Here is a 14005-nt window from a genome sequence, read left to right as displayed (position 1 = left end):
ATATGAAAAAAAAAACAATAATTATCATGGCCGGCGGTACTTGTGGACACATATTTCCTGGACTAACCATAGCTAATGAATTAATAAAAAAAGGGTGGCATGTAGTTTGGGTAGGAGTTCGTAATCGTATGGAATCTGAAATAATTCCTAAAACTAGAATTCCTATTGAATACATTAATATAGATGTAATAAAAAAAACTTTTTTGGTTTAATAAAATTATCTTTTCAAATTTTACGTTCGTGTTATCAATTTAGATTAATTATAAAAAAAATAAATCCAGATGTAATATTAGGAATGGGAGGATATGTTTCTCTTCCAGGAGGATTGATGTCTATTTTTTATAACATTCCACTACTGATTCACGAACAAAACAGAATTTTAGGGTTATCTAATAGAATACTTTCTAAATTATCAACTAAAGTTATGCAAGCATTCCCCGAAACGATGCTAAATGCAAAAACAGTAGGAAATCCATTAAGAAAAGAAATAACTGATCTAAAAAATCCTATATCACGATTAAAAAATAGAACAGGACCAATAAGAACGTTAGTTTTAGGCGGAAGTCAGGGATCTAAAATGTTAAATTCTATATTTCCAGAAGTATCATACATCCTAAAAGAAAAAATCATAACTTGGCATCAATCAGGAAAAAACAATAAATCCGAAACTTTAAACAACTATAAAAAATTTAAAATTTATCCATACAAAATTACAAGTTTTGTTAAAAACATAGAAAAAGCATATACCTGGGCTGACATAATCATATGTCGTTCCGGTGCTATTACAGTTAGTGAAATCGAACATATTAAAATACCTGCTATATTTATTCCATTTCCTCACAAAGACAAGCACCAATATTGGAATGCATATCCACTAAAATTAAAAGGAGGAGCAATAATAATAGAACAAAAATTTCTCAGTACGCATATAATAGTTAAAATTTTAAAAAAGATAAATCGAAAAAGAATTATATCTATGTCTAAAAGATTACATTCAAAAATTCATACTAATTCTATAAACAATATTATCGACATAATCGAAAAAACAGTCTGAAGATGATACAAATAAACTCTTTTACTCAAGAAATTTAAAAAATAATCCGTACGACATTATTATGAATATAAGTAAAAAAAAAAGTCATCAACTTGTTCTCAGCATGAACTGCATAAATCATATCCACCTTATAGGAATTGGAGGTATAAGTATGAGCGGCATAGCTGAAATTTTGTTACTTTATGGTTATAAAATAAGTGGTTCTGACTTAAAATCTACTCGTATTACGAGAAGATTATCTACTTTGGGAGCAAAAGTATTTTTAAATCATTCAAAAGAACATATTAAAAATGTAGATGTTTCAATTATATCCAGCGCAATTTTAAAAACAAATCCCGAAGTAATACAATCAAAAATTTTAAATATTCCTATAATATCTAGAGGTGAAATGCTTTCAGAAATAACAAGATACAAATATACAATAGCAATATCTGGAACACACGGGAAAACTACTGTAACTGCAATGACTTTTAGTATGTTTTTGAAAGGCAATTTAGATCCTACAATAATCAATGGAGGATATACAAAAGAAATACAAAACACTATCAAGCTAGGAAACAGTCCTTATCACATAATAGAAGCGGACGAAAGCGACGCTTCCTTTTTGTATTTAAGACCTATCATTGCCGTGATAACAAATATTGACGACGACCATTTAGAAAATTATCATGGAAAATTTGAGAATCTTAAACTAGCTTTCATAAAATTTATTCAAAACCTTCCGTTTTATGGAATTGCTATTGTATGTATCGATAACAAAAACACAAGAAATATAATTCCACTTATACGTTGCAATGTTATTACTTATGGATTTAATTTACAATCAGACGTGCGCATAAATAAATATAAGCAAAAAAAATTTTTAAGTTACTTTACTATAATTAGAAAAAATAGGCCAAAATTAAATGTAATTTTAAATGTTCCAGGAAAACACAATGCTCTTAACGCAACAGCAGCAGTAGCTATTGCTACTAAAGAAAATATCAGCGACATCGATATTCTAAAATCGTTAAAAAATTTTCAAGGTGTCGAAAGAAGATTTGAATCATGTGGAAAATTTTTAATTAAAAATCCGTTGTTTAAAAATAACATACTTACTATTATAAAAGATTATGGACACCATCCTAATGAAATTTGTTTTAGCATTAAAACCGCTAAATCTGGATGGCCAAGAAAAAAATTAATAATGATTTTCCAACCTCACAGATATACAAGAACGCATTACTTATTTAAAAAATTTATAAAAGTGTTACTCAAAGTGGATGAATTGATTATTTTAAAAGAATATCCTGCTAATGAAATTAAAATTCCAGGATCAGATAGTATATCTCTATATACAAAAATTTCTCAATATAAAGGAAAATCAATAACATTGATATCTCATTATCAAAACGTATTTTTTGCACTACTCAAGAAAATTTCAGGAAATGATTTAATTTTAATACAAGGAGCAGGAAACATAAACACTATAATAGAAAACTATATTATTAAAAATCTAAAAAAAATAAATAAGAAATAATTATCATGAATAAAAAAATAGCAGTATTGTTTGGTGGGAATTCTAACGAAAGAAATATATCTTTATTGTCCGGAAATGAAATATTACGTTGCTTGTTAGAATCTAACATGAACGCATACCCTATAGATACAAAATATTTTCCTATTTCTCAATTACCAAAACAAGGATTTAAAAAAGCATTTATTGCTCTTCATGGAAAGGATGGCGAGAACGGAGTTATTCAAGGAATATTAACACACCTTAGTATTGCTTATACAGGAAGCAAAATATTAACGTCAGCAATTTCTATTGATAAAATGAAAACAAAATTGTTGTGGAAAAGTGTTAACTTACCAATTATTCCTTATTATTTTATAAACATAAAGAACTTTATAAAAAAAACAAAAAAAAATCTTAAAAATAAAGTTTTGTTTCTAGGATTACCATTAATTATAAAACCCAATACTGAAGGATCTAGTATTGGTATAAATGTGGTTCACTCATATGAAAACCTACATAATGCCTGCAAAATAGCGTTTCAATATGGAGATGATATACTTATTGAGAAATTTATACATGGATCAGAGTATTCTATTGGAATGTTGGAAAACAAAATATTTCCATCTATTCGTATATGTCCAAATAATATATTTTATAATTATGAATCAAAATATTTTTCTAAAAATACAAAGTATTTTTGTCCAAGCGGACTAACCGCTAAAAAAGAAAAAGAACTTCAAAACATAGTAAAAAAAGCCTGGAACGTTCTCGGGTGTGTAGGATGGGGAAGAATCGATTTAATAATGGATAACTTTCAAAAGTTTTGGCTACTAGAAATGAATACATGTCCAGGAATGACTAAAAATAGTTTAATGCCAATGGCAGCTAAACAGGTTGGTATGTCTATGCCATCATTAGTGTTAAAAATACTACAACTAGCTAATTAAAATAATAAAAAATAAAAATGAAATGTCCAATCAATAAAAAATACATATTAATATTATTAAAACATATAACGTTAATGTTTATATTATTATTTATAACAATTAATAGTATTGCACTCCTGAAAATGTCAAAACAACTTTCAAAAAAAAATTTTTCTAATCTAATAATTTCAGGACAATTTGGTTATCTAAACAAAAAAGAAATTATAAAATTCATTTTATCTCTTCAAAAACCAAACGATTTTTTGTCTAAATATGATACTTTTATACAAAATAAATTGAAAAATTTACCGTTTGTAAAAAAAGTTATAGTAAGAAGGAAATGGCCTAACACATTAATAATATATATTATAAACATCATTCCAATAGCATATTGGAATGATAAATATGTATTAGATAAATTAGGAACGATGTATGATATTCCTAAAAAAATAGACATTAAAAATATTCCACATTTTTATGGACCGAAAGATAGTCAAACGAAAATATTAAATAACTATATCATAATCAGAAATATATTAACAGAAAATAATATTTCTTTGAAATCAATTATAGTAACATTACATAACTCATGGGAACTCATCATTAATGAAAATCTTAAAATAGCTCTAGGTTCAATAAATAACATATCACGTTTAAAAAAATTAATGCACATCTGGAAAATTTTAAAATGTGAAGAAAACGTTAAAAAGAAAAAAATAAAATATATTGATCTCAGATACAAATTAGGAATAGCAATAGGATGGAAATAACAGCTATAGGCTAAAAAGCTATGATTAAAGAAAAAGAAAGAAGTTTAATAGTTGGATTAGAAATTGGAACAACTAAAGTAGTGACGTTGATAGGAGAAATATCAGTAGATGACACAATTAATATTATTGGAGTAGGAATTTGTCCTTCTATTGGGATCAATAAAGGTGTAATAAACGATTTAAAATCAATTATAAAATGTATTAAAAAATCAATAAATCAAGCTGAAAATATGGCAGACTGTAAAATATATTCTGTATATCTGTCAACGTCTAACCAAAATATAAATTGCCAAAATGAAGTAGGAATGGTACCTATATTAGAAAATGAAGTAACAAAAGAAGATATAAATAATGTTATACACACTGCAAAATGTGTAAAAATTAAAAATGAACATCACATTATTCATATTATTCCACAAGAATACTCCATCGATAAATGGATAGGTATAAAAAACCCAATTGGATTATCTGGGAAAAGAATAAAAGCAAAAGTTCATCTAATAACATGTTTTTCAGAAATAGAAAAGAATATAATTAAAGCAATAGAAACATGCAATTTAAAAATAAATCGTGTTATTTTCTCAGGACTAGCTTCTAGTAAAGCAATACTAACAAAAGACGAATGTCAAATGGGAGTGTGTATGGCAGACATCGGTAGTGGAACAATAGACATTACTATACATACAAATGGTATAATCCAACATAGCTGTGTTATTCCATACGCTGGAAATTCTGTAACTAATGATATATCCTACATATTCAACATCCCATTTTTACAAGCTGAAATGATAAAAATTCAATACGGATCTGCAACAACGTATATAAATAAAAAAGAATATAAAAATATCGAAATATCTAATATCAATAACGAACCAATTCGAACCATTCGACAAAACGAACTAATAGAAGTAATTGAATCGAGATATACTGAATTACTAAATTTAATAAATGAAAAAATATTAAATGTTCAAAAAAATCTTAAAAAATCTAATAATTATTATAAACTTGGAGCAGGAATAGTATTCACAGGAGGAGCATCAAAAATAAAACTATTTGAAAAAAGTGCAAAAAAAATTTTTAATATGCCTATAAGAATAGGAAAACCAAAAAAAATTGGTAACTTATCAAATAACATTGAAGAACCTAACTATTCTACAGTAGTAGGACTATTAATTTATGGAAAAGAATATTATGAAAATTACCAAAAAAATAATCGATCTAAAAATATATTTACAAAATGGTTACAATATATTCATAGTTGGATAAAAAATGAACTATAATTTCTAATAAAATAATGGATATCAATTTATGTTCGAACCTGCAATAAAAAATAATGATGCAATAATTAAAGTAATCGGCGTAGGAGGAGGTGGAGGAAATGCAGTTGAACATATGGTGAAAGAACACATTGAAGGTGTAGAATTTTTAGCCGTCAATACAGATGTACAAGCTTTGAGAAAAATAGAAGTTGGAAAAACTATACAAATTGGGAATAACATAACAAAAGGATTAGGAGCTGGAGCTAATCCTAAAATTGGAAAAAACGCTGCTGAAGAAGACAAAGAAAATTTAAAACTAGTATTAGATGGTGCAGACATGGTTTTTATAGCATCTGGAATGGGGGGTGGAACTGGAACAGGCGCAGCACCAGTTATTGCAGAAATAACAAAAGATTTAGGAATCTTAACAGTAGCTGTAGTAACAAAACCGTTTAATTTCGAAGGAAAAAAAAGAATGGTTTATGCTAATCAGGGAATTACAGAATTGTCAAAGCATGTTGATTCTTTAATCATAATTCCTAATGATAAATTATTACAAGTATTGAGTAAAGGTATTTCACTGTTAGATGCTTTTAGTTCAGCCAATAATATATTAAAAGGAGCTGTCCAGGGAATAGCCGATCTTATCACTAAACCTGGGTTAATAAACGTAGACTTTGCTGATATACGCACTGTAATGTCTGAAATGGGATATGCTATGATGGGAACTGGAATTTCTTCTGGAGAAAATAGAGCTAAAGAAGCAACAGAAATTTCTATTTCTAGTCCCTTGCTAGAAGACGTCAACTTATCTGGAGCACAAGGAATTTTAGTAAACATTACATCTGGATTTAACATGAAACTTGACGAATTCGAAACTGTAGGAAACATCATTCGATCTTTTTCTTCAGATAATGCTACCGTAGTAATCGGAACTTCATTAGACATCGAAATGAATGATACTCTTCGCGTAACAGTAGTAGCGACAGGAATTGAAATAAATAAAAAATCAGAAAAATTACAACATTGGGAAAATACGAAATTTAACAAAATCCCATTTAACTTTACAAAAAACAATAACGTTATTTTACATAAATCAGAAAGTATGACACACAATGAAAATGAAAAAATCAAAAAAAAACTATTGTTAAAAGAAAATAGCACTAATTATTTAGATATTCCAGCATTTTTAAGAAAAAAATCAAAATAAAATTTGCACATTATTAAATTTTAGAATTTTATCTATTTATTCTCATAAAATTAAGCTTTTAACATAGATGTATTAATATTAAACAGGAAATATTCAAAATGAAACAATTTGAACTATCTCTTTCTAATGCAGCCATTGAAAAAATTAATTCTATTACTAAGAACACAATGTGCAATTTTAAATTAAGAATTTATATTACAGGAGGTGGATGCAGTGGATTTCAATATAATTTTATATTTGATAAAAAAGAGAATATTGACGATATAATTATAACTAAATTAGGGGTCTCTATTATTGTTGACCCTATTAGTTTTCAATATTTAACAGGAGGTAAAATAGATTACCAAGAAAATTTAAAGGGTTCAAAATTTGTTATATTTAATCCAAAAGCAAAAACTACTTGTAGTTGTGGAGCTTCATTTAGTGTTTAAAAATTAAAACTGTATAAAAAATCTTTTTATAAATAAAATATGAAAAAAAATATTACATTTGGAATTATTGGTGCACTAAATCAAGAAATCGCTATTCTTCATAAAAAAATTCAATTTCATAAAAAAGAAATAATTTTTGGAAAAAAATTCTATATAGGAAAATTAAATAACATAAACATCATATTAGTAAAATCAAATGTTGGAAAAGTTGCATCTAGTATGTCTTGCACTATTCTATTAAGTGTCTATAAAATAGATTTAATAATTAATGTTGGAACAGCAGGAAGTTTACAAGAAGATCTCAAACCTGGACATATAATACTTCCTAATAGCACATGTTATTACGACGTTGATTTAACTGCTTTTGGATACAATCTAGGGAAAATGCAAAATTTACCTCAATCATTTTTAACAGATAAAAAAATGTTAAAATTAGCTGAAACATGTATTTTAAAGTTTTCGCTGAGTTACAAAAAAAATCTTATAATAAGTGGAGATACATTTATTAATAAAAAAACATTTCATCAAAACCTAAAAAAATATTTTCCAAAAGCAATTGCTGTAGATATGGAATCAACAGCAATTGCTCAAGTATGCTACCAATTCAAAAAACCTTTTTTAATTATCAAAGTTATATCTGACAATTCAGACAGACATGCTTCAAAAAATTTTAAAGAAAACATACATTCAGCTTCAAAAAAATATTCTAAAGTTCTCAAAAATCTTTTAAAAATCTATGAAAATAAATTCAAAATTTGAAATATGTAATTATTTTAAGAAGTTTATCATAGTATCATTAAAACAAATTTACGTTCCATACACTGAAAAACTCAACATAATATGTTATAACATTTTTTTTTAAAACTTCAATCATACATAGAAACGACTAAAAAAAAAGTACTCAAATAATATTTAAAGTAATCTACTTTAAAATTGCTAATGAAATATCAAATATTTACATATTAGTTAATTTAAAAATTAAAAAACATCATTTATATAATTTTTAAAAAATGTTATCACTATTTAAAATAAATACTACTTTTTTGAATTTATTAAATCAGTAACAGTACCCTGGAAAATTTGCGCTGATAAACCTATAGATTCATATAAAGTGGGGTGTGCATGTATAGTTAATTCAATGTCTTCTGCATCACATCCCATTTCAATTGCTAATCCAATTTCTCCTAATAATTCACCGGCATTACTTCCTATTACAGAACCACCTATAATTTTTTTTGTATTTGAATCAAAAATTAATTTAGTCATTCCATTAGAACAGTTAGAAGAAATTGCTTTTCCCAAAGCATTCCAAGGAAAAACTGCACTTTCATATTTAATATCTTTCTTAATAGCTTCTTGCTCTGTAATTCCTATCCAAGCAACTTCCGGATCAGTGTATAATATACACGGAATCGCATAAGGATTAAAATAATGATTTTTTCCAGAAATTATTTCAGCAGCTATACGACCTTGATGAATTCCTTTATGTGCCAACATAGGTTGACCTGTTATATCACCAATTGCATATATATTTGGTATTCCCGTACGCAATTGATCATCTACTTCAAGAAATCCGTGACTATTAACGTTTAATCCTACTTTTTCTATTTCTAAAGAATCTAAATTAGGAACTCTTCCTACTGATACTAAAATAGCATTGTATAACTTAACTTCTTTGATATTTTGATTAACAATTTTTGATACTAAAAAACCTACTTTATTTGATTCAATTTTACTTATTTCAGAATTTAAAAAAATATTAAAACTTTTACTTGCGATCTTATAAAAAGAATCAACAATATCTCTATCTAAATGAGGTAGCAAATACATAGAATTATCTAAAACGTCTACTTTTGCTCCAAAGGAACTATAAAAAGTAGCCATTTCTAAACCAATTATTCCAGAACCAATAACTAATAATTTCTCTGGTATATTTGAAATAGATAATGCAGAAGTAGAATCCCAAACTCTAGGATCATTAGATGGAACATATGATAAACGTTTAGGAGAAGAACCCACAGCTAAAACTATATTTTCAAAATCCAAAATAACACTTTCCTTATTCCCTTCTACAAAAATACTGTTAACACTTAAAAATTTAGCAGTTCCAACGATAATTTTTATATTACGTTTTTCTGCCATACTTTTTATACCAATATTCAAATTATTAATAATCTTATTCTTCCACTCACGAACCTTTTCCAAATTAACTATAGGCTCTAAAAATTGAACGCCTGTATCAGATAAACTTTTAGCATCTTTCACAACTTTAGAAATATGTAACAAAGATTTAGAAGGAATACAACCAACGTTGAGACAAACTCCACCTAAATTTTCATATCTCTCTACTAAAACAGTACTTAAACCTAAATCTGCACATCGAAATGCAGAAGAGTACCCTGCAGGACCAGATCCAATTACTACCACTTGAGTTTGCATTTTTTTATATGTCATATTTTTATCCATTTTGAAAAACTTATAAACATTAAAAACAATTTGAAACATTTAAAAATTACTCAATTACCTATTAGAATAAGACGATCACTTAAACTAACAAACAAATTTATATTTCTAAAAAGTGCACAAAATGGTTAAATTATCAACAACCTAATATCTGACAAAACTGTACTAATAAAATTAATAAATCGCACAGCTTCTACTCCATCTACAACACGATGGTCATATGATAAAGATAATGGTAATATCAAACGTGGTTTAAATTCTTTACCATCCCAAAACGGTTGTATTAAAGCCTTAGACATTCCAAGAATTGCTACTTCTGGACAATTTATAATAGGCGTAAACTGTGCTCCACCAATTCCACCTAAATTTGAAATTGTAAAACCCCCACCAACTGTATTAGCTAAAGTTAATTTTCCTAATTTTGCTTTTTTCGATAATAAACTTAATTCAGTAGACAACGTGGATAAATTTTTTTTATCAACATCATTAATAACAGGTACTAATAGCCCGTTTTCAGTATCTATTGCAATACCTATATTAATACTTTGATTTAATATTAATCTACTATTAGTATCAGGACACAAAATACTATTAAATTTAGGAAAAATTTTTAATGATTGTGCTACTACTTTCATTGCAAAAATTAAAATAGTTAACTTGGAATTCAAGTTTTCACTATGTAGTTTAGAATTGTATTTTTGACGAAACTTTTCTAACTCCGTAATATCCGAGCTTCCAAATTGTGTTACATGAGGAATTATAGACCAACTTTTAGACAAATGTTTTCCGGAAGTCTGTTGAACTTTTGTTAAATACAACTCAGACAATTTTCCAAATTTGTTAGAAAAATTAACACAATCTTTAGTTTTATTTTCTGAAATGACATTGTCTGACTCTCTTTTTAATATTTTATTTGCATATGATATAATATCTTCCTGAACAATTCGACCTTTTCTACCACTGCCTTTAACTTTTCCTAAATTAATGTTCAATTGTCTAGCTAATCTGCGAATAGTAGGAGTTGCATGAACTAAACTTGTCAAATTATTACTATTTTTGTTCAAAAACATCTCATTACAGTTACTAACTTTCAATCCAGAATCTAAAGATTTTAAATGAAAAGAATTATCTATTTTTAATTCATTGTCTCTTTCATATTTTTCAAGTATAACAATAGAAGAACCAGTTTTTACTTGTTGTCCTATTGTAACCAAAATAGATTTTATCATTCCAGAATGTGTTGAAGGAACTTCTAACGACGTCTTCTGTCCTTCAACAGTAATTAAAGAGTCATCTTTCTTTACGAAATCCCCTATTTTTACTAATATTTCTACTACTTCTAAGACATCTGTTCCAAGATCGGGAATTCGAATCTCAATATCCATTGTACCTCCTATTCTAGTCTTGGATTTACTTTAGTTTTATCAATGTTAAACCGATTAATAGCATCATTGACAATATTTTTGTCAAAATAATTAGATTTAGATAACTCAACTAAAGCAGCAACAACTATATAAAATTCGTCAATTTCAAAATATCTACGCAAATTTTTTCTACTATCAGAACGTCCAAAACCATCTGTTCCTAACACATGATAACTAACTCCAGGTATATAAGCTCGCACTTGTTCCGCAAAAAGTTTCATATAATCAGTAACGGCAATAGCAGGAAAACTGTTCATTACCTTAGTAATATAAGGAATCTTTTTGTTCTTATTTGTTGGATTTAATAAGTTCCAGCGTTCGCAATCTTGTCCATTTCTAGCTAATTCAGTAAAAGATGTTACGCTATAAATATCCGAACTGACATTATATTGCTTAAACAATATTGAAGCAGCTTTGAAAACACATTTTAAAATAGAACCCGATCCTAATAATTGAATTTTAATTTTAGTTTTTCCTAAACTTTTTAATTTATAAATTCCCTTTCGAATTCCTTCTTCGGACCCTACAGGCATAGCAGGCATTTTGTAATTTTCATTAAGTGTAGTAATATAATAATAAATATTCTCTTGCAAATTACCATACATTCTATGTAAACCATCATGAATAATTACTGCAAGTTCATATGAATATGCAGGATTATATGATATACAATTAGGTATAGTTAATGCTTGAATATGACTATGACCGTCTCCATGTTGTAATCCTTCTCCATTTAAAGTAGTTCTTCCTGAAGTGCCTCCTATTAGAAATCCCCGAGCTTGTTGATCACCTGCTGCCCAACACATATCCCCTATTCTCTGAAATCCAAATATAGAATAATAAATATAGAATGGAATCATAGGAAAATTATTAGTACTATAAGATGTTGCTGCTGCTAACCAAGAAGAGAATGCACCTAATTCGCTTATTCCTTCCTGCAAAATTTGACCTTGTTTATCTTCTTTATAATAAGCTAATTGTTCTTGATCTTGAGGAGTATACTTTTGACCATTTGCATTGTAAATTCCTATTTGACGAAATAATCCTTCCATTCCAAACGTCCTTGCTTCATCTGCAATGATAGGAACTATTTTTTTTTTGATGAAAGGGTTTCTCAAAATAATATTTAAAATACGTACAAATGCTATAGTAGTAGAAATTTTTTTGTTCTGTTCAATTAAAAGAGTCTGAAAATCGCTTAACTGTGGTAATTTTAAATTTTCGGTAAATCGAGAAGAACGATACGGAATGTATCCTCCTAACTCTCTTCTCCTATTGTGAAGATATTTATATTCTTCACTATCAATTTTAAAACTAACATAAGGCAAAGAACTGAGATCTTTATCTTCTACTGAAATGCAAAATTTATCACGAATATAACGAATATCTCTTTCATCTATTTTTTTAAGTTGATGTGCAATATTTTTGCCTTCTGCAATATTTCCCAGTCCATAACCTTTTACAGTATGCATTAATATTATCACTGGTTTTCCTGAAATAGCATTTGCTTTTCTGAAAGCTGCATAAATTTTTTTAAAATCATGACCTCCTCTATTTAAACTCCAAATTTGTTCATCTGTCATGTCTTCTACTAAACTCACAGTTTCTTTGTATTTTCCAAAAAAATGTTTTCTTACATAAGCACCATTTTTAGATTTAAAAGTTTGATAATCTCCGTCTAAAGTTTCATTCATTAATTGTATTAATTTCCCAGAAGAGTCTTTTTTTAGTAACTCGTCCCATTCACTTCCCCAAATAACTTTAATAACCTCCCATCCAGAACCTTTGAAAATACTTTCTAATTCATTAATAACCTTTCCATTTCCTATAACTGGACCATCTAATCGTTGCAAATTACAATTTACAACAAAAATTAAATTATCTAACTGTTCTCGAACAGCTATAGAAATTGCTCCTTTAGATTCTGGCTCATCCATTTCTCCATCTCCTAAAAAAGCATAAACTTTTCGATTAAATGTATTTTTTAAATTTCTATTGTGTAAATACTTTAAAAACTTTGCTTGATAAATAGCACACAACGGGCCAAGCCCCATAGAAACCGTAGGAAATTGCCAAAAGTTAGGCATACATTTTGGATGTGGATAAGACGGAAGGCCATTTCCATTAACTTCCTGTCTAAAATTGTCTAATTGCTCTTCGTCAATTCGACCTTCGACAAATGCACGAGAATAAATTCCTGGAGAAACATGACCTTGAAAATATACTAAATCTCCGCCATATTTTTCATTTCGAGCACGGAAAAAATGATTAAAGCACACTTCATAAATTGCAGCTGCTGATTGAAAAGAAGACAAGTGACCACCCAAATCTAATTCTTTTCTAGAAGCTCGAAGAACAATCATTATTGCATTCCATCTTATTACAGAATATATTTTATATTCTAAAAATAAATTTCCTGGATATGTTGGTTCTTCTAAATCAGATATAGTATTGATATAATCACTAATTATCTCATTTTTTAAAATTTTTACATTTTCTTTTCCTAATCTCTCAACAATAGCATTAACAATAAAACTTGCTCGCTCAACACCTTCTTCTCGAATAACTGATTCAATTCCTTTTATCCAATCATCTGTTTCAATAGGATCTACGTCATTAAACAATAATGTTTTCATACATGTTCCTCGTAAATTATAAAAATAATCTACTTTTTAATTCTTTATATCATCAAAAAAAAATTTTCAAAAATTTATTATCAAAAATAAATATAACAATGTAAAAATACCAATCTTAAAAAATAAAATTCATAATTAACAAAAATGCCAACTCAAAACAGTTTAAAAAATTTTTATACGTTAAAGATTAAAAAAGTTTCTAACATTTAATATATTTGTAAAATTTAAAGTTATAAAAACATAATTTCTATGCAAAAATATTGTAAATGTGAAAGCTAAATTAATCCTGAAAAGTCATTTATCAATAAAAAAGTTTAAAACTCTTAATAAAAAA

10 protein-coding genes and 1 pseudogene are annotated in these 14005 nt (G+C 27.4%); 8 read left to right on the top strand and 3 right to left on the bottom strand.

Annotated elements, in window-relative coordinates:
• Positions 1 to 2: 2 nt before the first annotated feature.
• From murG to XW81_RS00980, 8 genes and pseudogenes are all read left to right on the top strand, one after another.
• Positions 3 to 1054 (top strand): annotated as a pseudogene (gene murG, locus XW81_RS01015) (undecaprenyldiphospho-muramoylpentapeptide beta-N-acetylglucosaminyltransferase).
• Between the two features lie 61 nt (positions 1055 to 1115).
• Positions 1116 to 2573, top strand: coding sequence for a UDP-N-acetylmuramate--L-alanine ligase (gene murC, locus XW81_RS01010; protein ID WP_075474069.1), 1458 nt, complete (start codon positions 1116 to 1118; stop codon positions 2571 to 2573).
• Positions 2574 to 2578: 5 nt separating this feature from the next.
• Positions 2579 to 3499, top strand: a complete 921-nt coding sequence (locus XW81_RS01005) for a D-alanine--D-alanine ligase (RefSeq protein WP_075474067.1) — start codon at positions 2579 to 2581, stop codon at positions 3497 to 3499.
• Between the two features lie 122 nt (positions 3500 to 3621).
• Positions 3622 to 4248 carry a cell division protein FtsQ/DivIB gene (locus XW81_RS01000; protein WP_195182286.1) on the top strand — a complete coding sequence of 209 codons (627 nt, stop codon included), beginning with the start codon at positions 3622 to 3624 and terminating at the stop codon, positions 4246 to 4248.
• A gap of 20 nt (positions 4249 to 4268) precedes the next feature.
• Positions 4269 to 5528 (top strand): cell division protein FtsA, encoded by a 1260-nt coding sequence (ftsA, locus tag XW81_RS00995; protein WP_075474064.1) that lies wholly within the window; start codon positions 4269 to 4271, stop codon positions 5526 to 5528.
• Between the two features lie 28 nt (positions 5529 to 5556).
• Complete coding sequence (ftsZ, locus tag XW81_RS00990; RefSeq protein ID WP_075474063.1) at positions 5557 to 6717, top strand: cell division protein FtsZ; 1161 nt, start codon at positions 5557 to 5559, stop codon at positions 6715 to 6717.
• A 98-nt stretch (positions 6718 to 6815) separates the two neighbouring features.
• Positions 6816 to 7148, top strand: a complete 333-nt coding sequence (gene erpA, locus XW81_RS00985) for an iron-sulfur cluster insertion protein ErpA (protein ID WP_075474062.1) — start codon at positions 6816 to 6818, stop codon at positions 7146 to 7148.
• Positions 7149 to 7187: 39 nt separating this feature from the next.
• The gene (locus XW81_RS00980; protein ID WP_075474061.1) at positions 7188 to 7907 is read left to right on the top strand and encodes a 5'-methylthioadenosine/adenosylhomocysteine nucleosidase; all 720 of its coding nucleotides are present in this window, start codon (positions 7188 to 7190) and stop codon (positions 7905 to 7907) included.
• A gap of 276 nt (positions 7908 to 8183) precedes the next feature.
• On the opposite strand, the gene lpdA is transcribed toward XW81_RS00980, so the two are convergent.
• The 3 genes from lpdA to aceE all read right to left on the bottom strand — a co-directional run bounded on the left by lpdA (position 8184) and on the right by aceE (position 13671).
• Positions 8184 to 9602, bottom strand: coding sequence for a dihydrolipoyl dehydrogenase (lpdA, locus tag XW81_RS00975; protein ID WP_075474060.1), 1419 nt, complete (start codon positions 9600 to 9602; stop codon positions 8184 to 8186).
• Positions 9603 to 9739: 137 nt separating this feature from the next.
• On the bottom strand, positions 9740 to 10996 hold the full coding sequence (locus XW81_RS00970; RefSeq protein ID WP_075474058.1) for a 2-oxo acid dehydrogenase subunit E2: 1257 nt from the start codon (positions 10994 to 10996) through the stop codon (positions 9740 to 9742).
• An 8-nt stretch (positions 10997 to 11004) separates the two neighbouring features.
• Entirely contained in the window at positions 11005 to 13671 is a 2667-nt protein-coding gene (gene aceE / locus XW81_RS00965; protein ID WP_075474056.1) for a pyruvate dehydrogenase (acetyl-transferring), homodimeric type, read from the bottom strand.
• Between the last annotated feature and the right edge of the window lie 334 nt (positions 13672 to 14005).

Source organism: Buchnera aphidicola (Schlechtendalia chinensis), from assembly GCF_001648115.1.
Taxonomy (GTDB): domain Bacteria; phylum Pseudomonadota; class Gammaproteobacteria; order Enterobacterales; family Enterobacteriaceae; genus Buchnera_B; species Buchnera_B aphidicola_N.
Note: the sequence above shows the minus strand (reverse complement) of the source record. Positions and strands in the feature narration are given on the sequence as shown.

Excerpts from the sequence above, each read along its gene's own strand:
- murC (WP_075474069.1), top strand. The coding sequence starts at position 1,116 with ATGAATATAAGTAAAAAAAAAAGTCATCAACTTGTTCTCAGCATGAAC.
- XW81_RS01005 (WP_075474067.1), top strand. The coding sequence starts at position 2,579 with ATGAATAAAAAAATAGCAGTATTGTTTGGTGGGAATTCTAACGAAAGA.
- XW81_RS01000 (WP_195182286.1), top strand. The coding sequence starts at position 3,622 with ATGTCAAAACAACTTTCAAAAAAAAATTTTTCTAATCTAATAATTTCA.
- ftsA (WP_075474064.1), top strand. The coding sequence starts at position 4,269 with ATGATTAAAGAAAAAGAAAGAAGTTTAATAGTTGGATTAGAAATTGGA.
- ftsZ (WP_075474063.1), top strand. The coding sequence starts at position 5,557 with ATGTTCGAACCTGCAATAAAAAATAATGATGCAATAATTAAAGTAATC.
- erpA (WP_075474062.1), top strand. The coding sequence starts at position 6,816 with ATGAAACAATTTGAACTATCTCTTTCTAATGCAGCCATTGAAAAAATT.
- XW81_RS00980 (WP_075474061.1), top strand. The coding sequence starts at position 7,188 with ATGAAAAAAAATATTACATTTGGAATTATTGGTGCACTAAATCAAGAA.
- lpdA (WP_075474060.1), bottom strand. The coding sequence starts at position 9,602 with ATGACATATAAAAAAATGCAAACTCAAGTGGTAGTAATTGGATCTGGT.
- XW81_RS00970 (WP_075474058.1), bottom strand. The coding sequence starts at position 10,996 with ATGGATATTGAGATTCGAATTCCCGATCTTGGAACAGATGTCTTAGAA.
- aceE (WP_075474056.1), bottom strand. The coding sequence starts at position 13,671 with ATGAAAACATTATTGTTTAATGACGTAGATCCTATTGAAACAGATGAT.